This is a genomic window from Methylobacterium sp. J-030, from assembly GCF_022829545.1.
In the GTDB taxonomy this organism is placed as follows: Bacteria; Pseudomonadota; Alphaproteobacteria; order Rhizobiales; family Beijerinckiaceae; genus Methylobacterium.
The window spans coordinates 1-21,464 of the sequence record NZ_JAKSYM010000309.1 but is presented as its reverse complement, the minus strand read 5'-3'; the positions used below and the strand labels follow the sequence as shown (position 1 = coordinate 21,464).

At 68.6% G+C, this 21,464-nt stretch carries 26 protein-coding genes; 13 read left to right on the top strand and 13 right to left on the bottom strand.

What is annotated here, in order from left to right:
* Window positions 1-112 precede the first annotated feature (112 nt).
* The 4 genes from MKK75_RS23145 to MKK75_RS23130 all read right to left on the bottom strand — a co-directional run bounded on the left by MKK75_RS23145 (window position 113) and on the right by MKK75_RS23130 (window position 2,771).
* A complete protein-coding gene (locus tag MKK75_RS23145) occupies window positions 113-961 on the bottom strand; it encodes a glycosyltransferase family 2 protein (RefSeq protein ID WP_244044861.1) in 849 nt (282 codons plus the stop codon).
* Entirely contained in the window at window positions 958-1,551 is a 594-nt protein-coding gene (locus MKK75_RS23140; protein WP_244044860.1) for a class I SAM-dependent DNA methyltransferase, read from the bottom strand. The genes MKK75_RS23145 and MKK75_RS23140 overlap by 4 nt, the downstream gene beginning before the upstream one ends.
* Window positions 1,548-2,285: a PIG-L deacetylase family protein gene (locus tag MKK75_RS23135; RefSeq protein ID WP_244044868.1), complete on the bottom strand. Its 738-nt coding sequence runs from the start codon at window positions 2,283-2,285 to the stop codon at window positions 1,548-1,550. Before MKK75_RS23135 ends, MKK75_RS23140 begins: the two co-directional genes overlap by 4 nt.
* 162 nt (window positions 2,286-2,447) lie before the next feature.
* Window positions 2,448-2,771, bottom strand: coding sequence for a multiprotein-bridging factor 1 family protein (locus MKK75_RS23130; protein ID WP_279594069.1), 324 nt, complete (start codon window positions 2,769-2,771; stop codon window positions 2,448-2,450).
* A 539-nt stretch (window positions 2,772-3,310) separates the two neighbouring features.
* Between MKK75_RS23130 and MKK75_RS23125 the strand changes: the two genes are divergently transcribed.
* The 6 genes from MKK75_RS23125 to MKK75_RS23100 all read left to right on the top strand — a co-directional run bounded on the left by MKK75_RS23125 (window position 3,311) and on the right by MKK75_RS23100 (window position 7,253).
* A complete protein-coding gene (locus MKK75_RS23125; protein ID WP_244044858.1) occupies window positions 3,311-4,096 on the top strand; it encodes a class I SAM-dependent methyltransferase in 786 nt (261 codons plus the stop codon).
* Between the two features lie 9 nt (window positions 4,097-4,105).
* Window positions 4,106-5,083 (top strand): class I SAM-dependent methyltransferase, encoded by a 978-nt coding sequence (locus tag MKK75_RS23120; protein WP_244044857.1) that lies wholly within the window; start codon window positions 4,106-4,108, stop codon window positions 5,081-5,083.
* A gap of 56 nt (window positions 5,084-5,139) precedes the next feature.
* Window positions 5,140-5,940 carry a glycosyltransferase family 2 protein gene (locus tag MKK75_RS23115; RefSeq protein ID WP_244044856.1) on the top strand — a complete coding sequence of 267 codons (801 nt, stop codon included), beginning with the start codon at window positions 5,140-5,142 and terminating at the stop codon, window positions 5,938-5,940.
* Window positions 5,941-6,200: 260 nt separating this feature from the next.
* Window positions 6,201-6,371 carry a hypothetical protein gene (locus MKK75_RS23110; protein ID WP_244044855.1) on the top strand — a complete coding sequence of 57 codons (171 nt, stop codon included), beginning with the start codon at window positions 6,201-6,203 and terminating at the stop codon, window positions 6,369-6,371.
* Window positions 6,372-6,475: 104 nt separating this feature from the next.
* Entirely contained in the window at window positions 6,476-6,988 is a 513-nt protein-coding gene (locus MKK75_RS23105; protein ID WP_244044854.1) for an META domain-containing protein, read from the top strand.
* A gap of 94 nt (window positions 6,989-7,082) precedes the next feature.
* On the top strand, window positions 7,083-7,253 hold the full coding sequence (locus tag MKK75_RS23100; RefSeq protein WP_244044853.1) for a hypothetical protein: 171 nt from the start codon (window positions 7,083-7,085) through the stop codon (window positions 7,251-7,253).
* Between the two features lie 377 nt (window positions 7,254-7,630).
* Here MKK75_RS23100 and MKK75_RS23095 read toward each other — a convergent pair whose 3' ends face one another.
* The 3 genes from MKK75_RS23095 to MKK75_RS23085 form a co-directional block, all read right to left on the bottom strand.
* A complete protein-coding gene (locus MKK75_RS23095) occupies window positions 7,631-7,912 on the bottom strand; it encodes a hypothetical protein (protein ID WP_244044852.1) in 282 nt (93 codons plus the stop codon).
* 207 nt (window positions 7,913-8,119) lie between these two features.
* Window positions 8,120-8,653 (bottom strand): inorganic diphosphatase, encoded by a 534-nt coding sequence (gene ppa / locus MKK75_RS23090; protein WP_244044851.1) that lies wholly within the window; start codon window positions 8,651-8,653, stop codon window positions 8,120-8,122.
* 113 nt (window positions 8,654-8,766) lie between these two features.
* Entirely contained in the window at window positions 8,767-9,273 is a 507-nt protein-coding gene (locus MKK75_RS23085) for a GNAT family N-acetyltransferase (RefSeq protein WP_244044850.1), read from the bottom strand.
* 197 nt (window positions 9,274-9,470) lie between these two features.
* On the opposite strand from MKK75_RS23085, the gene MKK75_RS23080 reads away from it, so the two are divergent.
* From MKK75_RS23080 to MKK75_RS23070, 3 genes are all read left to right on the top strand, one after another.
* Window positions 9,471-10,196: a tyrosine-protein phosphatase gene (locus MKK75_RS23080; protein WP_244044867.1), complete on the top strand. Its 726-nt coding sequence runs from the start codon at window positions 9,471-9,473 to the stop codon at window positions 10,194-10,196.
* A 112-nt stretch (window positions 10,197-10,308) separates the two neighbouring features.
* Window positions 10,309-10,488, top strand: a complete 180-nt coding sequence (locus MKK75_RS23075; protein ID WP_244044849.1) for a type II toxin-antitoxin system HicA family toxin — start codon at window positions 10,309-10,311, stop codon at window positions 10,486-10,488.
* 31 nt (window positions 10,489-10,519) lie between these two features.
* Window positions 10,520-10,927 carry a type II toxin-antitoxin system HicB family antitoxin gene (locus MKK75_RS23070; RefSeq protein WP_244044848.1) on the top strand — a complete coding sequence of 136 codons (408 nt, stop codon included), beginning with the start codon at window positions 10,520-10,522 and terminating at the stop codon, window positions 10,925-10,927.
* Between the two features lie 9 nt (window positions 10,928-10,936).
* Here MKK75_RS23070 and MKK75_RS23065 read toward each other — a convergent pair whose 3' ends face one another.
* Window positions 10,937-11,794 carry a prephenate dehydratase gene (locus MKK75_RS23065; RefSeq protein WP_244044847.1) on the bottom strand — a complete coding sequence of 286 codons (858 nt, stop codon included), beginning with the start codon at window positions 11,792-11,794 and terminating at the stop codon, window positions 10,937-10,939.
* A gap of 23 nt (window positions 11,795-11,817) precedes the next feature.
* A complete protein-coding gene (locus tag MKK75_RS23060) occupies window positions 11,818-12,561 on the bottom strand; it encodes a 3-deoxy-manno-octulosonate cytidylyltransferase (RefSeq protein WP_244044846.1) in 744 nt (247 codons plus the stop codon).
* Between the two features lie 332 nt (window positions 12,562-12,893).
* On the opposite strand from MKK75_RS23060, the gene MKK75_RS23055 reads away from it, so the two are divergent.
* Complete coding sequence (locus MKK75_RS23055; protein WP_244044845.1) at window positions 12,894-13,853, top strand: c-type cytochrome; 960 nt, start codon at window positions 12,894-12,896, stop codon at window positions 13,851-13,853.
* Between the two features lie 123 nt (window positions 13,854-13,976).
* On the top strand, window positions 13,977-15,158 hold the full coding sequence (locus MKK75_RS23050; RefSeq protein ID WP_244044844.1) for a multidrug effflux MFS transporter: 1,182 nt from the start codon (window positions 13,977-13,979) through the stop codon (window positions 15,156-15,158).
* A 114-nt stretch (window positions 15,159-15,272) separates the two neighbouring features.
* Here the strand turns inward: MKK75_RS23050 and MKK75_RS23045 are convergent, their stop codons facing one another.
* Window positions 15,273-15,776 carry a GNAT family N-acetyltransferase gene (locus MKK75_RS23045; protein ID WP_244044843.1) on the bottom strand — a complete coding sequence of 168 codons (504 nt, stop codon included), beginning with the start codon at window positions 15,774-15,776 and terminating at the stop codon, window positions 15,273-15,275.
* A gap of 64 nt (window positions 15,777-15,840) precedes the next feature.
* The gene (locus MKK75_RS23040; RefSeq protein WP_244044842.1) at window positions 15,841-17,037 is read right to left on the bottom strand and encodes an MFS transporter; all 1,197 of its coding nucleotides are present in this window, start codon (window positions 17,035-17,037) and stop codon (window positions 15,841-15,843) included.
* 62 nt (window positions 17,038-17,099) lie between these two features.
* On the opposite strand from MKK75_RS23040, the gene MKK75_RS23035 reads away from it, so the two are divergent.
* The gene (locus MKK75_RS23035; protein ID WP_244044841.1) at window positions 17,100-17,879 is read left to right on the top strand and encodes an AraC family transcriptional regulator; all 780 of its coding nucleotides are present in this window, start codon (window positions 17,100-17,102) and stop codon (window positions 17,877-17,879) included.
* Between the two features lie 60 nt (window positions 17,880-17,939).
* Window positions 17,940-18,551, top strand: a complete 612-nt coding sequence (locus MKK75_RS23030; protein WP_244044840.1) for an NIPSNAP family protein — start codon at window positions 17,940-17,942, stop codon at window positions 18,549-18,551.
* A gap of 7 nt (window positions 18,552-18,558) precedes the next feature.
* Here the strand turns inward: MKK75_RS23030 and MKK75_RS23025 are convergent, their stop codons facing one another.
* Together MKK75_RS23025 and MKK75_RS23020 are read right to left on the bottom strand one after the other, a co-directional pair.
* Window positions 18,559-19,665, bottom strand: a complete 1,107-nt coding sequence (locus MKK75_RS23025) for a microcin C ABC transporter permease YejB (protein WP_244044839.1) — start codon at window positions 19,663-19,665, stop codon at window positions 18,559-18,561.
* Between the two features lie 4 nt (window positions 19,666-19,669).
* The gene (locus tag MKK75_RS23020) at window positions 19,670-21,457 is read right to left on the bottom strand and encodes an extracellular solute-binding protein (protein WP_244044866.1); all 1,788 of its coding nucleotides are present in this window, start codon (window positions 21,455-21,457) and stop codon (window positions 19,670-19,672) included.
* Window positions 21,458-21,464 lie beyond the last annotated feature (7 nt).

Sequence of the window (21,464 nt, the reverse complement as noted above, 5' to 3'; positions counted from 1 at the left end):
TGCGCCATCACCGGCTCCACGCCCGAAGATGAGCGAAGTCTCCGGCCACGCCAAGAACTAGCGCGCGAAGCGCCGATCCCTCCCGATCCGCGCTGGGGACGGACGGTTTCGTTCAGAACGGCCGGTCGTCCGGCAGGCGCGCCGCCGCCATCTCGTCCAGCGTCGGATCCCGGCGGACCACGATTCCCTCGCGCCAGTCCGCCGCGATCAGCCCGAGCCGGGCGAAGCCGTCGAGCCAGCCGTCCATCGGCCAGATCCCGTGGCGGGCGTGGAAGCGGCCGGCATTGGACACGATGTCGCGAAAATGCTGCAGCGGCGGGTCGTAGCCCGGGTGGTGCTGGTGATAGGCCCGCGGGCCGCCGAGGAACAGGATCGGCACCCCGGCCGCTGCGGCCCGGAATGCGAGATCGGTGTCCTCCGCACCGTAGCCCGAAAAGGTCTCGTCGAAGCCGCCGAGCCGGTCGTAGGTCGCCGCGCGCACCGCGAAGGCCAGCGACCAGAACAGGCCGGGCTGCGGCGCGGGCGTCACCACCCCGGCGGGCGGGAAGGCGCGAACCGGATGCGGATGCCCGAGCCGGCCCAGGTCGGCCTCGCTCCAGCCATCCGCCACGGCCCCGGCCGGCAGGTAGCCGATCTCGCAGCAGATCAGCCCGTCGTGCTCGGCGACGGCCCGGGACAGGCCGGCGACGAGACCCGCGGAGGGGATGCAATCCACGTCGAGGAAGATCAGCGTGTCGGTCCGGGCCGCCCGGCGGCCGGCGTTGCGCGCGGCCGCGAGCGGCAGGCCGGCACGGGGGAACGGGATACGCTCCACCGGGAGGGGCGGCGCGGGCAGGGGCGCCGCATCGCCGATCTCCACCACGATGCAGGACGCGGGCGGCGCTCCCCGGGCGAGCCCTTCGAGCAGGCGGACGAGATGCGCGTCCCGACCCTTGTTGAGGGTGATGACCGTGGCGCTCACGCGGCGGACCCGGCGCGCAGGACGTCGAGCCGGTACTCGGCCGTCCGGGACTGGTGCAGGAGGCCGGCGAATGGCGCGGCCTGTGCGATGAAGCCCTCGGCGGCCTGATCGCCGGATTGCGGGTAGTCGGTCACGCCGAGCCAGTGGACCAGAACCATGTCGCCGCCGGGCTCGATCGCGTCCCCGACGCGGCGCACGAGCGCGGCCAGATCCAGCGGTGCCAGGAAGTACAGGAACTCGGACAGCACGATCAGGTCGAACCGGCCCGCGGGCCAGTCGGCGGGCACGGCGCCCTGCCGGACCTCGACATGGGGCTGGTCGGCGCAGCGGCTGCGGGCGGATTCCACCGCGACGGGGATGATGTCGGTCGCGAGCAACCGGTCGCAGCGCTCGGCGAGGGCGCGGGTGAACACGCCGATCGAGCAGGCCGGCTCGAAGGCCGACCGGTAGCGCGGCCGCGGCAGCGCGGCGAGCGTCGCCGCGTATTTGTCGCGCTCGTAGGCCGAACTGGTGAAGTGCCAGGGATCCGGGTCGCTGGCGTACATGCCGGCAAAGTAGTTGTCCGGGAGCGTCTCGGCGCGGCGGCTCATGCGGGGACTGCCACGAAGCGCTCCCAGGGGCCGCAGAGCCGTTCGATCATGGCGGGCTCCAGGCGGAATCCTTGCGGATCATCCGCGATCAGGTCGGTCGTCTGCGACGCGTGTGCCGCGACCGCACGGGCCTTGCTGGCGCGATACGCCGAGACGTCGACGCGCAGGCCCTCCGGGGCGGGGCCGACCTCGGTGTCGGGCGGCAGGGTCCAGCCCCAGACCGGATATTCGTAGACCCGCACCCCCGGCATGTGGGGCCGGGCGAGTCCCACCACGGCGGCGGCTGCCTTGTGGTCGCAATGCGGGTCGTGCCGCCATGTCACGAACACGGCGCCCGCCTCGCAGGCGGCCGCGGCCCGCGCGACCGCGCGCGCGGCGTCCTCGGCGACCGGCCCGTCGCCCGGCACGTGGGCGTCGGGCAGGCGCAGGAAGGTGACGTCCTCCGCGGCGAGGCCGAGGATCGCCACCGCGCGCAGGGTTTCGGCCTCGCGCAGGGTGCGGAGCGTCTCGGGCGGGTAGAGACGGGAATGCGTGTGCGAGCCGCAGCCGTCGCTCACCACCACCAGGCGGACGGGCCGACCGGCCGCCCGCGCCGCGGCGATCAGGCCGCCGCAGCCGAGGCTCTCGTCATCGGGATGCGGTGCGACGACGACGAGGCCGCCGCCTCCGACCAGCGTATCGAGGCTTCCCAGGGGAAGGGCATCGGCCGCTGCCAGGAAGGCATCGGCGCGCATCACCAGGACGCCTTCCGGGCGGGTGCGGGCCGCGCGGCGTTCCGGGATCGGAGGCGGAGGTGGTCGGTCACGGGTCGCTCCGAGCGGCGTGCAGGGCGTGAACCCGGCTATCGGCCCGCGCGCCTGAACGCGCCCTGAGCGGCGCGTTCGGCCTGCCGTCGGCTACCGGTCGTTCTCGGTGGTGAGCGCGCCGAGGCGGGTGCCTTCGTCGGTCCCCGACGCCTGTGCGAGGTGGACGCCCTGCGTCGGCGCGTCGGTAAACACCGCCCCGGCGGAGCCGAGCGCGCTGCGCAGCGCCTCGATCTGCCCGCTCGGTGGATTGCCGTAGCCGGCCTCGAAGTCGCGCACGAGTTGGGCGTCGAGCCCGACCTTCGCGGCGAGGTCCGCCTCGGACCATCCGAGCAGCCCGCGCGCCGCCCGCGACTGCGCCGGGCTCATCGCTGGCGCGCTCGTACCGCTCTGCGCCCCCTCGTCCGATCCTGCCAAGGCCACCCTCCCGATCTCCGATGATCAACAACGATGGCCGTCGCGGATCGTTTCCGTCCCGGCGCGCACATGGGGCGTTCGACCCGCTTACGGAGCGCCCCGCGCCGGCGCCGTGCCGTACGGCGGCCTGATCTCCGGGAACGCGGTCCAGGCGATCCCCCTCGACCGGCCGAACGATGGGATCGCGATCACCGGGCGCGTCGGCCACCCGGTCGTCGGCCCCGTCCGCGACGCGATCCTTACGGAGGTGCCCCGGGGTTGGGGCGATCTCGCATCGTTCGAGACGGCCATCTGCGAGCCGCCGGATCGAACGTTCGGTCCGCCGCTCACCGCCGGAGGATGGCAAGGTCAGCGATACCGGAAAGGCTGAAATCGGGGGCGCCACATCGCAAAAACCTGATGATGCCGGATCCTGCTTGTCGCGGCACGCGTGAAGGCAATCAACTTACAAGTTAGATGCGGCCTGATCGACACACTTCTCAGCCTCGTGATAGAAAATTCTGTGGGCGTTCATCGTTTCAGCAGAGAGGCTTGCTGAAGTGAAAGCGAATACGCAGATCAAATACGAAGAACCGTGGCGGGATACGTCCGAGCGATCTTCCTACTGGTATCACTCCCTGGTCTTTCCGGACGGGATGACTGGCTGTGGAAGCTGGACCATCGATGATTTCTGCGAGTACATCGGCGGTTATGACCTGAGCGGTAAATGCGTCCTGGATGTCGGTACCGCCTCAGGCTACCTCGCCTTCAGCGCCGAACAGGCTGGCGCCGATGTGACGGCGCTCGATGCAGCCTCGACCCATGAATTCCGGCATGTGCCGTTTTCCGACAGCCTATCCTACCGTGATGTCCGGCAGTTCCGAGAGATTTGGGACAATCAGAATCTTATTCCGATCAAGAATTCCTGGTGGCACGCTTGGCATAAGTATAACAGCCACGCCAAATGCGTCTACGCCCCGATGTCGGAATTGTACGAGTGGCCTGAGGGGATGTTCGACGTTGTCATGGCGGGCGCGATCGTCGAGCACCTGTCGGAACCGGTCTACGCGATCGGTGCGTGGGCTCGCCTCGCGCGAGAGGCGGTTCTGATCCCGTTCACCGATGTCATACCGGTTGACGATCTGATCTTGCAGCCCATCACCTTACTGAATGACAGTCGAGTCAACCATGTTTGGTGGCATCTGTCACGCGATCTATATCGAAAGATTTTCGAAAACTTAGGTTTCGATGTGCATTTCGCAGTCGCCCACGCTCGACACAACGATGATGCGAGTGGTGCTGTACATGCGCAGCGCCCGTCACTTGTTGCAGTGCGCCGGTCATAAGGGGGCGTCATGACGCGGCAGAAGATACTTTTGGATGGCCTCAACACGACGGATCGCATTGTCGAGATCGGTCCGAGCTTCAACCCGCTCGCACCCAAGCGAGACGGCTGGAATACCTTTGTCATCGATCACGGATCGCGCGACGAGTTGATTGAGAAGTATCACGATCAGACAGTCGACCGCATCGAGGATGTCGATCTCGTTTGGACTGGGGGCTCTCTTGGAGACGCTGTTCCGGGAGAAATGCACGGGACGTTCGATGCCTTTATCGCAAGCCACGCCATCGAGCACACGACCGATATCATCGGTTTCCTTCGCGCAGCCGAAACCCTACTCCGGCCGGACGGCATCATCATCCTGGCGATCCCAGATAAGCGGAAATGCTTCGATTTCTATCGTCATCCTTCCACGACAGGTGACGCGATTGCAGCGTTCGAGGAACGTCGTGACCGACACGATGTCCGGACACACCTCAACTACGGTCTGCTGATGGCCATCAAGGGCGACGGTTCATCTTGGCATGAAGACGACACCCGAGAGCTGAGATTGCTGAATGGTCTCAACGAAATCTCCGGCTGGATCGCGTCAAGCACGTCACCTCAATACCTCGACGCCCACAACTGGGTCTTCGTGCCGGCCTCGTTCCGGCTGATGATTCTCGAATTGAGCTTGGCTGGCTATCTCGATCTGCGGATCGAGCGCTGGCAGGAGCAGCGGTGCACCGAGTTTTTCGTTTGGCTGCGCCGTGGTGCGGAGAGGGTGCCGATCGAAGATCAGCCCGCGATGCGCCGCGCGCTGATGAACGAGACGCTGATCGAGATCGCAGATCAGACGCGGCAGATCGTTGGTAGCCCTCTGCATTCGTCGTGGACGACCAAGCCGCCAGCGGAACGCAGGGCTCCATTCAGTCCGCCATTTTGGTCCCGGCTCGTAAAGTTCGATGCCGCGAAAAAACTGAGCTCTAAATTGGGTCGCCAGGCTCAATGACAGGATATTTTAAAAAGCCGCTCGCAGTCGTGACGATGGTGTACAATGAAAGCACGATGCTGCCGATTTGGCTGAAGCATTATACGAGACAGGTCGGTTATGGGAATTGCTATGTGATCGACCATGGATCGACGGATGGTTCGACACATAAGATCGAGGCCCAAATTCTGAGATTGCCTCGATTCCCGATCGATGAAAACACGCGTGCTGGATCTACCGATAAATTCTGCTCGGCTTTGTTATTTGCGTACGAACGAGTTTTATTTACGGATGTCGACGAGATCGTCGTCGCAGATCCAGGCAGGGCGGCCAACCTTATCGACTACGCGAAGGCTCATAGCAAGGATCTTCCGTCCATTGTCAATGTGTTCGGTGTTGATGTGCTGCACGATCGCCGCAGGGAAGGTGTCGTTGATTGGGATCGCCCCATAACGTTGCAAAGAAAACTCATTCGGCCTTTTTCCGCTCTTTGCAAGCCGACTTTCATTTCTGAGCAAGCCCAATGGCACGCTGGGTTCCATTTTAGCGATAAGGCGCCGTCTGCTTTTATTGCTGACCTGTTCCTTTTCCACCTGGCCTTCTGTGATAGCCAATTCCTGATGCACCGTCAGGCAAGCCGTAACATTTTTGCCAAGAGCAAGCTGATCTACGATCACCACGCGATCCCGCCCGAACAGCTGCTCGCTCATGTTCAAGCCTATGTGGAGAGCTTGCCGCGTACCAACGTGAGGCTCGCGCCTGCCAATCCGCAATTCGAGCGCGTGAAAACAGAATTCACGGACCATATCAACGAGAAAAAGCTCGTGCAATTGCAGGAAATTTGGGAAATCCCCCGTCAATTTCGAGGTCTTTTCTGATATCTGTCGGCCGAGAGGTGGCTATTAGTCCGGCCGTTTTATCGTCTTTGCCGAGCTGGCACGCTCTCCGCCAAAGTGGATACCGGACGGCGTATCAGAGCGCGCACGACGAAAGGCTTGGAGTCGCGCGCTTGCAACACGATCGGACGCGGCTCAAGCTCAGCGTGCCGTTAATGAAGAGCTTGGGCGCCGTTAGGGCTTGCTGATGCGCCTGCTGCGATGATCGCCTGCCAATCGCCGTGCCGACCGGATCGAAGGCGGTGATCCAGGCCCGCAGGCTCAGTAACGCCCGGCACGACGCGAGCAGGAGCAGCGGGCAGGCGCTGCTCGATGGGAGCGCGTTCGATGGCCGCGATGCGCGCGCATCCGGCACAGGGAAGAAAAACGACAACAACATCAATTACTTTTCAGGCCTGCCTCATTTGTGCTGAATTCCTATCGCATCTGCCAAAGTGCAGGGATTCGGACCGCCGCGGGCGGCGCGTCGGGATCCGGGATGACCTGAGCGCTGAAGCGCGCGAGATGGGGAAGAACGATGAGAGGGGTGCTGATCGCAACCTTGGCCTGCGCGGTTCTGGCTGCGGGCTTGACCGCGGCGACGCAGGCACAGGCCCAGATGGGGTCGCCCACCGGCTTCGGTAAGGGCAACCGCCGCCCCGGCGGCGAGGACGAGAAGAAGCCTCAATATGTGCCGGGCGCCAAGGCCAGCGAAAAAATCTTCCCGCTTGATTCGACCTGGACGGCCGTCAGCCTCAACGGCAAGCCGTTCTCCGGCGGCGACCGGCCGAGCTTCATCATCGACAAGCAGTACCGCGCCCGCGGCTACGGCGGCTGCAACACGTTTGCGGCCACCGCCTTCCCGCTCAAGGAGCAGCACATCGCGGTCGGCCCCCTCGCGCTGACCAAGAAGAGCTGCGACAAGGGCCTCGCGGCCACCGAGCAGGCCTTCTTCATTGCCCTGCGCACCTCGGCGGTGTGGGATCTGGTCGGCTCGCAACTGGTCCTGAAGAGCCCGAACGGCGAGCTGAAGTTCGATCGCGCCCTTTAAGCGGCCGTTCACCACGTCCCACGAAGGCGGACGCCGATTCAGACGGCCTTGGCGGGTTTCGAGCCTCACTCCTCGCGTGTCGAGGAGGCTACGAATGCCAGTCGGGATCGGTATCGGGATGGGGCGCGGGGCGGATCCGCGCCCGGGCGTGGCGCGGAGCCTGCGTTTCTCAGGCCCCGACGGGTTTCATGTCGGTGCGCTCTGGCTCGCCGCCAGCGCCCCGGTGATGGCGACGCTGCTTCTTCTCGCGAGGCTCGCGGCCTGAGGACGTTGCCCGCGGCGGCGCGACCCGATCAGGGATCGTTGGCGGTACCCCGGGCCTTGTCCGATGCCGCCGACCGGACGGGATCGCTCGTATTCCTGGAAGCCGACACAGGCGGGAACAGGGCCGCCAAACCCGCCGCCACGCCGTACAGAACCGGATCGGAATTCAGCCCCGCTCCGGGTGGCTGAAGATCACTCGTCCGCATCATCCGCTTGCGGGCATCGCGCGCATTCGCGAGCATCCGACCGCGCCCCCATCTCTGCCAGTCAACACTTCGAGACTGGTCAATGCCGGGTTCCGCGTTTTGTTGCCGCGGGCGCTTGATTTTTCCTGTTCCGGGACGGTCTGGGTTTCTGCAGCGCTGCAGCGACGTGCCCTCACCCACGCCGCTGGAGGACCGTGATCGGCCGGCCTTCCGGGCGCCGGCAGGCATCCGGAATCACGCTCATGATGGCCGCGCTCGGGCAGCGCGACTGGCAGTTCTGGGCCGCCTCGATCTGATCGCGGCCGCAGGCGTCGGCGAAGCAGAAGGTCCCGAGATCCTCGCAGGTCGCCCGGAAACCGTCCCGGGGCTCGACCGCGCCCAGGTCGGCTGCGGATGCCGTGCGCGGGATCAGCAGGAACCCCGCGAGGCCGAGAAGTGCCGGAAGCCGCGCCATCGCTGAGCCCATTCGCGTCCAGACATCCACCGCGCCGCCCTCGGAACGCACTCCGCCGAAGGGCAGACCGGTTCGACGCCGGAGAGCGTCTAGCATCGATGGACGGACTGCGCCGTGCCATTCCCGCGACAGCGGATGGCCGCGGGCCATCTCAGGAGCGGACACGGCGCGCGGACCCATCCCGACGCTGGATTACGCTTTAACCTTTTACGCCTTGGCCTTGCCGCGCTCGATCGCCTCTTCGATCAGCCGGTGGGCCTCCTCCTTGTCGCCCCAGCGGACGAACTTCACCCACTTGCCGGGCTCCAGATCCTTGTAGTGCTCGAAGAAGTGCTGGATCTGGTGGATCGTGATCTCGGGCAGGTCGGTGTAGTTCTCGACCCGGTCGTAGCGCTTGGTCAGGTGGCGGGAGGGGACCGCGATGATCTTCTCGTCCTCTCCCCCCTCGTCCTGCATCACCATCACGCCCACGGGGCGGGCGCTGATGATCGCCCCCGGCACCACGGCGCGGGTGTTGGCCACCAGCACGTCGCAGGGGTCGCCATCGCCCGACAGGGTGTGGGGGATGAAGCCGTAATTCCCCGGATAGAACATCGGCGTGTACAGGAACCGGTCGACCACAAGCGCGCCGGACTCCTTGTCCATCTCGTACTTGATCGGCTCGCCGCCGAGCGGCACCTCGATAATCACGTTGACGTCGTGCGGCGGCTTCTTGCCGAGCGAGATGGCGTCAATCTTCATGGCGTTCCGCTTCCAGGATCCGGGGTGCCGATGGCGTCCCGGTTCTCTTAGAGGCGCGGCCCGAACTTGCAAATCAGGCGCCGCTACGGTTCGGCAACGGGCTTGGGAAAACGTTAGCCGAACAGGAAGCCGACCTTCGGCAGCGGAACGCCCGCCACCCGGTCGAGCGTCCGCGGGCCGGGTTTCCCGCCGAGACCTTCGTAGAAGGCGCCGGCGCGGTCATTGTCCTCCAGGCTCCAGACGCCGAGCCGCGTCAGGCCATGATCGGCGAGATCGTTGCGGACCGCCCGGAACAGGCGGCGGCCCAGCCCGACGCCCTGGTACTCGGGCAGCAGGTACAGCTCGTCGATCTCGGCTTCGGTGCCGAGCGTCCGGCTGCGCGTCCGCCCGTAGGCTGCGTAGCCGACGACCTGCTCCGCCGTCTCTACGACCGCGATGGGCCGGCCCCGGCGCAGGGCGCCGCGCCACCAGGCCCGGTCGCGGCCGGCGATCAGGCGCTCCAGGGCGACGCCCGGAATGATCCCGCGATAGGCCTCGCGCCACGACGCATCGAACACCGTCGACAAGCCGCCGAGATCAGCCTCGCGGGCCCGGCGGATGCTCGTGGTGCGCGTGCTCATGGGCTTCGGGCCTCCCCTCGTCCGACCGGCGGATAACCCGCGCCGTCCGCCCAGGTTCGATGCCGATCCGGGCGGAGTGAAGGCAAGATCGGCGCCGAAATCCAGCGCCTCGCGGCCGGGAGGCCGGTTCGGCGGTGAATTGCCGGCCCGGCGGGCGGCTGGTAGAGCCCGCGCTCCTCCCCCGCGGCAGCCCGGCCTTGTTCAACCGCTTCCTGAAGCCCGAGACGCGCTACGCGCGCCGCATGGCCCGAATCGCCCGCTTCGAGCGGCCGATCGCCGGCCCGGGCGACCGGTTGCGGGCCTGGGCCAACATGCTGCTGATGGATCACGGCGTGTTCCGGCTCGCTTATCTCAACCGCCACCGGGTCGGCTCGCGGGGGCTCTGGCGCTCCGCCCAGCCCGGCCCGCACCAGCTCGCCCGCTTCCGGGCCGAGGGGGTGCGCACGGTCATCTCGCTGCGCGGCGGGCGCGAGCACGGCTCCTGGCCGCTGCAGCGGGAGGCCTGCCACCGCCACGGGCTGACCCTCGTGGAATTCGTGCTCCGCTCCCGGGAGGCGCCGGATCGGACGACGATCCTCGCCGCCAAGGCATTCTTCGCGGGCATCGAGTACCCGGCCGTGATGCATTGCAAGTCGGGCGCCGACCGGGCCGGCCTCGCCTCGGCCCTCTACCTGATCCTGCACGAGGGCCGCCCGGTCGCCGAGGCCGCGCGCCAGCTCTCGGCCCGCTACGGCCATCTGCGCTTCGCCAAGACCGGCATCCTCGACGCCTTCTTCGCGCGCTACCGGATCGAGGGGGAGGCGAAGGGGATCGACTTCCTGACCTGGGTCGAGACGATCTACGATCCGGAAGCGCTCAAGCGGGATTTCCGGCCGGGATTCTGGTCGGATCTGGCGGTGGACCGGGTGCTGCGGCGGGAGTGAGACTCATCGCGCTCCGCCTGTCTGCCGGCCTTCAAGAATTTACACACGCATTCCACATTTCCTCTGAGCGGCGCGGATACGGTGGGTCCGGAGCGTTTCCTGCGAGCGTATCGTGGATTCGAGAGATTTGATCCGCATGCTCGAAGCCGATGGCTGGATCTGGCATTCGACGACCGGAAGCCACCGACATTTCAAGCATCCAACGAAATCGGGAAAGATCACAATCCCGCATCCCAAGAAGGACATGCATCCGAAGACGATCAAAGCCATCCTGAAGACAGCTGGTCTTTGATAGGCGTTTCAGGCGACAGGTGTGAGCAGAAATGAACGGCTATATCGGTCTCATGCATCCACCCGATGGAGCTTCCGAATGGGGCGTTACGTTCCCGGATGTTCCGGGGTGCGTCTCAACGGGTGCGACCTTTGAGACCGCCGCTGAGTCGGCACGGGAAGCCCTGTCCGGACATCTTGCGATGCTGACGACGGAAGGGCTGGTACCGCCGCCGCCTCGGACGCTCGCTGAACTCCGCGCGGATCCCACAATCGCCGGGGATCTTGAGGCCGCCCTAGTGCAGCTCATCGCCCCGCGGCGGGTTCCGGGTGAGCGGGTGCGCGTCAATATCATGATCGACAAGGGGCTGCTGCGACTGACCGATGAGGCGGCCGAGGCGCGAGGCCTCAGCCGTTCGGCCTTCATCGAGGCGGCCCTGGTCAGCGCGGCCGGTTGTTAGGAGGCTCGATCACTCCGCCGCCGGCCGCGCCGCCTCGCGGAACGGGTGCGCAGAATAGGTGCCGATCACCCGCAGCTCGCGGGAGAAGTAGCCCAGTTCGTCGAGCGCCCGGGCGAGGCCGGGATCCTCGGGGTGGCCGTCCACCTCCGCGTAGAACTGCGTGGCGGTGAACTCGCCGTCCATCATGTAGCTCTCGAGCTTCGACATGTTGACGCCGTTCGTCGCGAAGCCGCCCAGCGCCTTGTAGAGGGCGGCCGGGATGTTGCGCACCCGGAACACGAAGCTCGTCACGCAGGGACCTGTCCCGGGGGCCACCGGCTCGGCCTCGGGGGAGAAGACCACGAAGCGCGTGGTGTTGTGCGCCTCATCCTCGACGTCGCGCTCCAGGATGTCGAGGCCGTAGACCTCGGCGGCCGAAGCCGGCGCCAGCGCCGCCCGGGTCGGATCGCCGAGGTCCTTGATCTCCCGCGCCGCCCCGGCGGTATCGCCCGCCACCACGGCCTTCAGCCCGAGGCGGCGGATGATCCGCCGGCACTGGCCGAGCGCGTGGACGTGGCTGTGCACGCTCTTCAGCGCCGCGATCTGCGTGCCCGGCAGCACCATCAGCTGAAAATGGATCGGCAGGAAGTGCTCGGCCACGATGTGCAGCGGCGAGGTCGGGATCAGGTGGTGGATGTCGGCGACACGGCCGGCGATCGAGTTCTCGATCGGGATCATCGCCCGCTGGGCGCGGCCCTCCGTGACCGCCGCGAAGGCGTCCTCGAAGCTGGGGCAGGGGAGCGGCGTCCAGTCCGGATAGGCCTCCGCGCAGATGATGTGCGAGTTGGCCCCGGGTTCCCCCTGATAGGCGATGGTGCGGTCTGTCATGGCTCGGGAATGCGTCAGAGGGTTCAGTTCAGGCGCCGGCCCTGGAGCAGGGCGCGGGCACGCTCCAGGTCGGCTGGGGTATCGACGCCGAGCGGCAGGTCGTCGACGATCACGGCGTCGATGCGCATGCCGGCCTCCAGCGCCCGGAGCTGCTCGAGCTTCTCGCGGCGCTCCAGCTCGCCCGGCGGCAGGGCGACGAAGCGGCAGAGTGCCGTGCGGCGGTAGGCGTAGAGGCCGATATGGTGCCAGAGCGGCCCGTCGCCCCAGGGGGCGCGGGCGCGGGTGAAGTAGAGGGCGCGCAGGCGGCCGGGGCCGACCGTGTGGCCGACGAGCTTCACCACGTTCGGGTTGTCGGCCTCGTGCGGATCGGTGATCGGGGCGCAGAGCGTCACGATATCCACCGTGCGGTCGGCCAGCGGCAGGACGGAGGCGCCGATGATCGCGGGATCGATCGTCGGCAGATCGCCCTGCACGTTGACGACCACGTCGTGGCGGCCCTCGGGATCGACGATCTCCAGCGCCTCCGCGAGCCGGTCGGATCCGGACGGGTGGTCGGCCCGGGTCATCACGGCAAGCCCACCCACCGCCTCCACGACGCGGGCGATCTCCGCGGTGTCGGTGGCCACCACCACGGGGCCGATCCCGGCCTCGACGGCCCGGCGCCAGACATGGACGATCATCGGCGCGCCGGCGATGTCGGCCAGCGGCTTGTCGGGCAGGCGGGTCGCCGCGAGGCGCGCCGGGATCAGGACCAGGGGATCGGACATCGCGTTCGGACCCGACGATTCACACCGCACGCGAAGACCGGAGCGGTCGCACCCGTGTGCGGGCCGGCTGCTTAACAGGCCGGCCTCCGATTGTCGTCCCCAGGTCGTCGTCGCGGCCGGCACACACTCTCGGCGAAAGGGGGCCGCCCGGTAACAAGCTTGACGATTCGCCGGCACAATTCTGCGCCTGAGCGACGCGGAGGGCCTCGCCGGCATTGTCAGGGGCCGCCCGGAACGGCTAAGGCAACCTCGAAATCTTCCAATGTCCGGCGTCCGCGCTCGCTCGCCCATGATCGGGCGCGCGACGGGGCCGGGCGAGACGCGAGAAGAGCATGAACGCGTTCGAGGTGAACAAGGTCCTGGGCGCAGTCCTCGGCGCTCTTCTGTTCGCGGCCGGATCGGGTTTCGTCGCCGAGTTGATCTATCATCCGCGGCCGGCCGGCAAAGCCGGTTACGACCTGCCCGAGCCGGAGCCCGAGGCCGCTGCGGCCGCGGCGCCGGAGGCCAAGATCGAGCCGATCGCGGTCCGCCTCGCCAGCGCCAACGTCGAGAAGGGCGAGGCCGGCACCAAGGCCTGCCATGCCTGCCACAACTTCGAGAAGGGCGGCCCGAACAAGGTCGGCCCGGACCTCTACGGGGTCGTGGAGCGGCCCAAGGGCTCGCACCCGGGCTTCGACTACTCGGCGGGCATGAAGGAGAAGGGCGGCGCCTGGACCTACGCGGACCTCGACGAGTTCCTGACGAACCCGAAGAACTACGTGAAGGGCACCAAGATGGCCTTCGCCGGCATCGCCTCGCCGCAGGAGCGCGCCAACGTCATCGCCTATCTCCGCTCGAACGCGGAGAGCCCGAAGCCGCTGCCGGCCGTCGAGAAGTCCGACGCGCCGCCCGCGGCCACCCCGGCCGCGGCGAAGCCGGGGGACAAGCCGGCCGAGACGCCCGCCGACAAGCCGACGGCCGCGCAGCCGGCCGCCGCCAAGCCGTCCGAGGGCAAGGACAGCCCGGCCAAGCCGGCCGATACCAGCACCGCCAAGCCGGTCGAGGCGAAGTCGCCCGGGAGTCCGCGCGCGCCGAGCGAATCCAGCGACCGCAACGCCCCGTCGCCGCCGGCCGACTCCCATGACAGCGACCAGCGGGGCCAGCCCTCGGGCGCGATCCCCGCCGAGCCGACCGCGCCGTCGGCCCCGGCCGCCACCGAGCCGGCGGCCAAGGCCAACCCCGAGGCCGTGGACCGGGCGAAGGAGCTCGACGTCACCGTCCCGAGCAAGGACCCGAATGCGCCGAAGCCGTAGCGGGGTGAACGGCCCGCGCCCTCGCGTGTCAGGCGTGTTCCGCCAGCATGGCTGCGGGCTCGACCCTTGCTCCCGGGCAGTCGCCTCCGGCATCCGGTGGGAATGAGAACCGCGTAGGACCCTTTGGCTGAGCGACGTCCCGATGGGGAGGAGCGTCGGGCGCCCCTCCCGCTGCTCGTCGCCGTGACCATGACCGGGACGGTGGCCCTGCACATCTTCGTGCCGGCGCTCGCGACCGCCGCCGTCGATCTCGGCACCAACGCGGCCGGGGCGCAGCTCACCATCACGGTCTACCTGATCGGGCTCGCGGGCGGGCAGCTCCTCTACGGACCGCTCTCGGACCGCTACGGAAGGCGGCCGATCCTGATCGGCGGGCTCGGCCTCTACCTCGCCGGGCTGCTGCTCGCGATTCCGGCGCCGAACATCGGCGTGCTGCTGGTGGCGCGGGTGCTCCAGTCGCTGGGCGCCTGCGGCTCGCTGGTGATCGGCCGGGCCATGGTGCGTGACGTCTCGACCCGCGAGGACGCCGCCCGCAAGCTCGCGATCCTCACCACCGCGATGACGCTCACCCCTGCCCTGGCGCCGGCGATCGGCGGCGTGGTCAACGGGGCCTTCGGCTGGCGGGCCGTGTTCGTGGTGCTGGCCGCCCTGGTGGCGATACTCGGCGCGATGGTGGTGTTCACCCTGCCCGAGACCAACCGGCACAAGGTGGCGCTGCCCGGGTTCGTCGCGGTGCTGGCCGGCTATCTGCGGCTCGTACGGATCCCGGTCTTTCGCGCCTATCTGGTGGCGGGGGCCTGCGGCGGCACCAGCCTCTACGCCTTCCTGGCGGTGGCGCCGTTCCTGCTCGTGGACCGGCTCGGGCGCTCCTCGCAGGAGGTCGGGTTCGACTGCCTGATCGTGGTGTTCGGCATGGTCGGCGGGGCGGTCCTGGCGAGCCGGCTCGCCGCGCGGGTGCCGATCCGGACGGCGGCGCGGAGCGGCAATTTCCTCTGCATCGCGGCGGCGCTGACGTTGCTGGTCGTCGACCGCACCGGGATGCTCGGCGTCGTCAGCCTGATCGTGCCGCTCTTCGCCTACGCGGTCGGCGTCGGCCTGCTCAGTCCCAACGCGGTGGCGGGGCTGATGAACGTCGATCCGCACGCGGCCGGCTCGGCATCCAGCCTCTACGGCTTCACGCAGATGACTTTTGGGGCGGTCTTCACGGCTGCGGCTTCGGCTTGGCCCGCCACCTCGGCGACGCCGGTGGCGCTGGCGCTGCTCGCGGCCGGCCTCATCGCTGCGTTGGCGCTGCGGCGGGCGTGAAAATGGTTTCGAACGGTCGAGACCTTTCGCGGGTGCAGGGCAAAGCCCAGCGAAGACGCGTCAGGGCTCCGCCCCGACACCCCGCCAAAGGGCTGAGCCCTTTGGAATCTCAATTCAGGCCCGGATCGCCTCGACCGGGCCGGAGACACGGTCACGGAACCCCTCGGACAACTCCAGCCACAGGAGGCGCGCCGGGTCGACCGGCCCCGGCAGGATCAGCCGTCCGGCCGGGACCGGGCTGAAGTCGAAGCGGCTGTAATAGGGCGCGTCCCCCACCAGGATCACCAGTCCTTCCCCCGCATCCCGCGCCGCCTCGATCGCCGCGCGCGTGAGGGTACCGCCGATGCCGCGGCCTTCGAAGCTCGGATCGACCGCCAGGGGCCCCAGCATCACGAAGGGCGTCGCCCCGGCGCGCACCGGGCCCATCCGGACCGAGCCGACCAGGAAGCTGCCGACCCACGCGGTGACGCCGAGATCCAACCGCTCGGCCGCCCCCTCGCGCAGGCGGTAGGCGGTGCGGGCGAAGCGGCCGGGGCCGAAGGCCCGGGCATGGAGGCGCGCGATGGCGGGGGCGTCCTCCGGCTGCTCGGGCCGGAGGACGAGGGACAGGGTGGTCACGGTGCGCTCTCGGATCGGACGGCCGCCGCGTAGCAGCGCAGGGCCGGACCCGCAAACCGAAGCCCTACTCGGCGGCCGCCAGGGCGGGCCGGCCGCTCTCCTGCGTCAGCTTCAGGAAGCCGATCGCCGAGAGCCAGATCACCGCGCCGCAGGCGGAGGCCGCGCCGAGCACCAGTCCGAAGCCGCCGCGATCGTGCAGCAGGGCGATCGCCGGCACCACGAAGCCGCTCGCCGTGAAGCCCACGAAGTAGCGCACGCTGTAGGCCCGGGCCCGATAGGCCGGGGGCACGTAGCGGGCGATCATCGCGTCGTTGATCACCACCTGCCCGTAGATCGCCGTCATGGCGAGCACAAGGCCTGCGAGGAGCGGCAGGCCGGTGCTGACGGCCGCGATCCCGAGGCCCAACGGCTGCAGCACCGACAGCGCCACGAACAGAGCCGGCAGGCTGTAGCGGTCGATCAGGCGGCCCATGGCGAGCTGCATCAGCGCGCCGAACAGGAACACCACCGTAGCGAGCGACCCGATCAGCGCGAGGGGCAGGGCGTGGCCGACGCCCTCGTCGATAACCTTGGGCAGGCTGATCGTCGTCAGGTTGAAGGTCAGGCCGCCCGCGAAGATCGCCACGGCGAACATCGCCATCAGCGCCCAGGGCCGGGTCACCGGGATCACGGCGGCGCCACCGGCCTTCTTCCCCGCCGCGTCGCCGTCGCCCGGCACCAGCGCCACGAAGGCCGCCCCGCAGGCGAGGCAGATCAGGCCCGGCACCACGAAGGCCGCGCGCCAGCTGATCGTGGCGGCGAGCAGCGCCGTGACGCCCGACGCCGAGGCCGCGCCGAAATTGCCCCAGACGCCGTTGAGGCCGAGGTCGCGGCCGAGCCGCCGGGCATGGGTCACCAGCATGGCCGAGCCGACCGGGTGATAGATTGCCGAGGCGAGCCCGAGCACGCAGAGCCAGAGGGCGAAGGCCAGCGGCGTCGAGGCGGTGGCGACGCCGAGGCACGAGAGCCCGTAGCCGAAGAAGAACACCGCCAGCATGTTGCGGCGCCCGAACCGGTCGGCCAGCGACCCCATCGGCAGCGAGCACAGGCCGAAAGCCACAAAGGCGCCGGTGGCGAGTCCGATCAGCTCGCCGTAGCCGAGCCCCGTCTGGCTCGCGATGGCGATGACCGCGGTCGGGTAGATCAGCAGCACGAAATGGTCGAGGGCGTGCGCCACGTTGACGAAGCGCAGGGTGCGGCGGGACAGCGTATCCGGATCCATCGCGGCGTATCCTCCAGGATCGGACCCTGATAGCCTGACCCGATGGAGGCGTCGGGCCGGATATGCATGCGAACGGGCCAAATGTGCCGCCGAACGGACGATCCACGGATGCCGCCGACTACCAGAACGTGCCCCGTGCCGTCGCGGTGATGCCCAAGGCCTACGCGGCCGGGATGGTGCTCGATCGGCACTTCCACCCGCGGGCGCAACTCCTCTACGCCACCGCGGGCCTGATGATGGCCTCGGCGGAGGACGGAACCTGGGTGGTTCCGGAGGGGCATGCCCTCTGGATTCCGCCGCGCCTGCCGCACGCGGTGGCGACCCATGGCGCCGTGTCGATGTGCTCGGCCTATCTCGACCCCGCCGCCGTCGCGGGTTTCCCGACGGGTTGCCGGGTGATCGCGGTGTCGCGTCTCCTGGCGTCGGCACTCACCGCCCTGGCCGAGGAGCCGGTGCTCTACGCGCAGGACGGCCGCGGCGGCCACCTCGCCGCCCTGGTGCTCGACGAGATCGGCCGCGCCCCCGCGACGCCGCTCACGCTGCCGCTGCCCCGCGACGCGCGCCTGCGCCGGGTCTGCCTCGGGATCATCGCGGATCCGGCCTCGGAGGACGATCTCGACGCCTGGGCCGACCGGGCCGGGGCGAGCCGGCGCACGCTGACCCGGGGGTTTCGTGCAGAGACCGGCCTGAGCTTCGGTGACTGGCGGGCGCGGGCTCGGGTCATCCGCGCCCTGGCGCTCGCCGCCGAGGGGCCGCCGCCGCGGGCCGTGGCGGCGGCGGTGGGGTATCGAAGTGCGCAAACGTTGCGGCTTACGGTGGCGCGGGTGCTCGGACCCGCCTGATCCTGGCCAATCCCTGCTGCCGTTCTACCTTCGGGGCGCGATCAATCCGGAGGCCAGGGCATGCTCTACGAATTCGCGACCCTGTCCTGCCCGCTGCTCGCGCTCGGCGAAGTCTGCCAACGGGCGCAGTCCTGGGCCGCCGAGGCGGAGGCCGGGACGCTGCTCGGATGCTGGCGGGCCGATATCGGCACCCTCGGACAGGTGCTGGTTCTGCGCGCCTTCGACACCCCGGAGGCGATGACGTCCGAGCGCCGGCGCGCCCTGATGAGCGCCGCGCCTTTCCACGGCGGCGATCTCCTGGCGGCCCTGACGATGGAGAGCTACGCGCCGTTCCCGTTCCTCCCGCCGCTGCGGACGGGCGCGCGCGGCGGCGTCTACGAGATCCGCACCTACCGGCTCCGGCCCGGCGGCCTCGCGCCGACGCTGGCCGCCTGGGAGGCGGCGATCGGCCCGGCCGCGACCTATACCGACCACCTCGTGACCAACCTCTACGCCCTCGACGGTCCCCCGCGGATCACGCATGTCTGGGCGTTCACCAGCCTGGAGGAGCGGACGCGGCTCCGCGCGGACGCCTACGCCGCGGGTGTCTGGCCGCCGAAGGGCGGGCCGGACCAGATCCTCTCGGCGACCTCGACCATCGCGCTGCCGGACCCGGGTTCGGCCCTGTCGTGACGCAGGCTCAGGTCGCCCGCGCGGAGAAGTCGATCCGCGGGTCGATCCAGACGTAGATCAGGTCGGAGAGCAGGTTCACCGCGAGACCCAGCAGGGAGAAGATGTAGAGCGTGGCGAACACCACCGGATAGTCCCGGCCCACGATCGCCCGGAACGACAGCTCCCCGAGCCCGTCGAGGGAAAAAATCGTCTCGATCAGCAGCGAGCCGGTGAAGAAGGCGGAGATGAAGGCCCCTGGAAAACCCGCGATCACGATCAGCATGGCGTTGCGGAAGACGTGGCCGTAGAGCACGCGGCGTTCGGACAGGCCCTTCATCCGCGCGGTGAGCACGTATTGCTTGCGGATCTCGTCGAGGAACGAGTTCTTGGTGAGCAGCGTCGAGGTCGCGAAGGCGCCGATCACCAGGGCGGTCAGCGGCAGCACCATGTGCCACGCGTAGTCGGTGACCTTGTGCCAGGTCGAGAACGTCTCCCAGCCCTCGCTGGTCAGGCCGCGCAGCGGGAAGACTTGGTAGAACGAGCCGCCCGCGAACAGGATGATCAGCATCAGACCGAACATGAAGCCGGGGATCGCGTAGCCGATGATCACCACGAAGGAGGTCCAGCGGTCGAAGCGCGCGCCGTCCGTCACGGCCTTGCGGATCCCGAGCGGGATCGAGATCGCGTAGGACAAAAGCGTCATCCACAGGCCCAGCGAGATCGAGACCGGCAGGCGCTCCTTGATGAGCTGGATCACTGTCACGTCGCGGAAGTAGCTGCGGCCGAAATCGAAGCGGACGTAGTCCCAGAGCATCTTGGCGAAGCGCTCCGGCGCCGGCTTGTCGAAGCCGAACTGCTTCTCCAGCTTGGCGATGAATTCCGGGCTCAACCCCTGCGCACCGCGGTAGCGGGAGCTCGCATCGCCGCCGCCTCCGGACGTGCGTGCGCCACCGCCGAGATCGCCGCCGCCGCCGGTCACGCGGGACATCGCGCCGTCGCGCTGGCCCTGGAGCTGGGACAGCACCCGCTCCACCGGGCCGCCGGGGGCGAACTGCACGATCGTGAAGGTGATCAGCATGATCCCGAACAGGGTCGGGATCATCAGGCCGATGCGGCGCAGGATGTAGGCGATCATCGCGTCACTCCCGCCCGATCCGCTTCGCCTTCGCGGCGTCGAACCACCAGAGCCCCGGCGCGCCGAGGTCGTATTGCGGCGGATTCGCCGGGCGGCCGTAGACGTCCCACAGGGCGAGGCGGTGGGTCGAGGCGTACCACATCGGCACCCAGTAGCGCCCGGCGCGCAGCACCCGATCGAGGGCCCGGCAGGCGGTGGTCAGGTCCGCCCGGGATTTCGCGTCCGCGATGGCGGTGAGGAGCGCGTCGATGGCGGGATCGGCGATCCCCGACAGGTTGTTCGAGCCCGACGTCCCGGCGGCCCGGGAGCCGTAGGTCTCGCGGAGTTCCGCGCCGGGCGTCAGGCCGCTGCTGTAGCGGCGCGGCGTGACGTCGAAGTCGAAATCCTTGAGCCGCGTCTGGTATTGCGAGGGATCGACCACGCGCAGGCTCGCCTTGATGCCGAGCAGCCCGAGGTTGCGGATGAACGGCTGCGTCACCGCGTCGAACACCGGATCGTCGTCCAGGAATTCGATCGTCAGCGGACGCCCGCCAGGGAGCAGGAGGCTGCCACCGGAGCGGGTGCAGCCGGCCTCGCGCAGCAGCGCGTCGGCGCGCTTGAGCAGCGCCCGGTCCTGGCCGGAGCCGTCCGAGACCGGCGGCGTCCAGGCCTCGCCGAACACCTCCGGCGGCAGATCCTTCAGCGGTTCCAGCAGCGCCAGTTCCTCGGCCGAGGGCTTTCCGGTCGCCTTGAGATCGGAATTCTCGAAGAACGACGCGGTACGCAGATAGGCGCCGTACATCAGGTTCCGGTTTGACCATTCGAAGTCGAAGCACAGGTCGAGCGCCTCCCGCATCCGCGGATCGCGGAACGCGTCCCGGCGGGTGTTGATCCACCAGCCCTGCGTGCCGCTCGGCCGCGCATCCGGGACGGTCTCGCGGATCACGCGGCCCTCGGTCAGCGCCGGGAAGTCGTAGCCGGTCGCCCAGACCCGGGCGGTGAATTCTTCCCGGAACGTGAACGCCCCGCTCTTGAACGCCTCGAACGCCACGGTGCGATCGCGAAAATACTCGTAGCGGATCGTGTCGAAGTTGTTCTGGCCGATGTTCACCGGCAGCTCGGCCGCCCAGTAATCCGGCACCCGTTCCAGCCCGATGGAGCGGCCGACATCGACCGTGCCGACCCGGTAGGGACCGGAGCCGAGGGGCGGTTCCAGGGTCGAGGCTTCGAAGTCGCGGCTGCCGTAATAGGCGGCGGAAAAGATCGGCAGTTGCGCCACGAACAGCGGCAGATCCCGGGCGCGGCCCGGCTCGAAGGTCACGACGAGCCGCTCGTCGCCATCGGCGCGGGCGTCCTGCATGGCGCGGATGACCTCGGAGATCTCCGGGTGGCCCTTGTCGCGCAGGAGCTTGAGGCTGAACGCGGCGTCCCGCGCGGTGAGCCGCAAGCCGTCGTGGAACCGGGCCTGCGGGCGGAGGAAGAACGTGTAGGTCAGGCCGTCCGGGCTCACCGTGACGGCGCGCGCCACCAGCCCGTACACCGCGTCCGGCTCGTCCAGGGCGCGGACCATCAGGCTGTCGAAGGTCAGGGGCATGCCGGCGGCGCCTTCGCCGCGCAGCACGAAGACGTTGAGCGTGTTGAAGGTGTTGAATGCCTGGTTGCCGGTGGTGGCCGAGAGCGTCGCCGAGAAGCGGCCGCCGCGCGGCGCGATCTGGTTCACGTAGTCGAAATGCGCGAAGGTCGGCGGGTACTTCAGCTCGCCGAAGCTGGAGAGGCCGTGGCGCTCCCCGTCCTCGGCCCGCGCCGGCCCGATCGCCGCG

Excerpts from the sequence above, each read along its gene's own strand:
- MKK75_RS23140 (WP_244044860.1), bottom strand. The coding sequence starts at position 1,551 with ATGAGCCGCCGCGCCGAGACGCTCCCGGACAACTACTTTGCCGGCATG.
- MKK75_RS23135 (WP_244044868.1), bottom strand. The coding sequence starts at position 2,285 with ATGCGCGCCGATGCCTTCCTGGCAGCGGCCGATGCCCTTCCCCTGGGA.
- MKK75_RS23120 (WP_244044857.1), top strand. The coding sequence starts at position 4,106 with ATGACGCGGCAGAAGATACTTTTGGATGGCCTCAACACGACGGATCGC.
- MKK75_RS23115 (WP_244044856.1), top strand. The coding sequence starts at position 5,140 with ATGCTGCCGATTTGGCTGAAGCATTATACGAGACAGGTCGGTTATGGG.
- MKK75_RS23105 (WP_244044854.1), top strand. The coding sequence starts at position 6,476 with ATGAGAGGGGTGCTGATCGCAACCTTGGCCTGCGCGGTTCTGGCTGCG.
- MKK75_RS23100 (WP_244044853.1), top strand. The coding sequence starts at position 7,083 with ATGCCAGTCGGGATCGGTATCGGGATGGGGCGCGGGGCGGATCCGCGC.
- MKK75_RS23095 (WP_244044852.1), bottom strand. The coding sequence starts at position 7,912 with ATGGCGCGGCTTCCGGCACTTCTCGGCCTCGCGGGGTTCCTGCTGATC.
- ppa (WP_244044851.1), bottom strand. The coding sequence starts at position 8,653 with ATGAAGATTGACGCCATCTCGCTCGGCAAGAAGCCGCCGCACGACGTC.
- MKK75_RS23085 (WP_244044850.1), bottom strand. The coding sequence starts at position 9,273 with ATGAGCACGCGCACCACGAGCATCCGCCGGGCCCGCGAGGCTGATCTC.
- MKK75_RS23070 (WP_244044848.1), top strand. The coding sequence starts at position 10,520 with ATGAACGGCTATATCGGTCTCATGCATCCACCCGATGGAGCTTCCGAA.
- MKK75_RS23065 (WP_244044847.1), bottom strand. The coding sequence starts at position 11,794 with ATGACAGACCGCACCATCGCCTATCAGGGGGAACCCGGGGCCAACTCG.
- MKK75_RS23060 (WP_244044846.1), bottom strand. The coding sequence starts at position 12,561 with ATGTCCGATCCCCTGGTCCTGATCCCGGCGCGCCTCGCGGCGACCCGC.
- MKK75_RS23055 (WP_244044845.1), top strand. The coding sequence starts at position 12,894 with ATGAACGCGTTCGAGGTGAACAAGGTCCTGGGCGCAGTCCTCGGCGCT.
- MKK75_RS23040 (WP_244044842.1), bottom strand. The coding sequence starts at position 17,037 with ATGGATCCGGATACGCTGTCCCGCCGCACCCTGCGCTTCGTCAACGTG.
- MKK75_RS23035 (WP_244044841.1), top strand. The coding sequence starts at position 17,100 with ATGCATGCGAACGGGCCAAATGTGCCGCCGAACGGACGATCCACGGAT.
- MKK75_RS23030 (WP_244044840.1), top strand. The coding sequence starts at position 17,940 with ATGCTCTACGAATTCGCGACCCTGTCCTGCCCGCTGCTCGCGCTCGGC.
- MKK75_RS23025 (WP_244044839.1), bottom strand. The coding sequence starts at position 19,665 with ATGATCGCCTACATCCTGCGCCGCATCGGCCTGATGATCCCGACCCTG.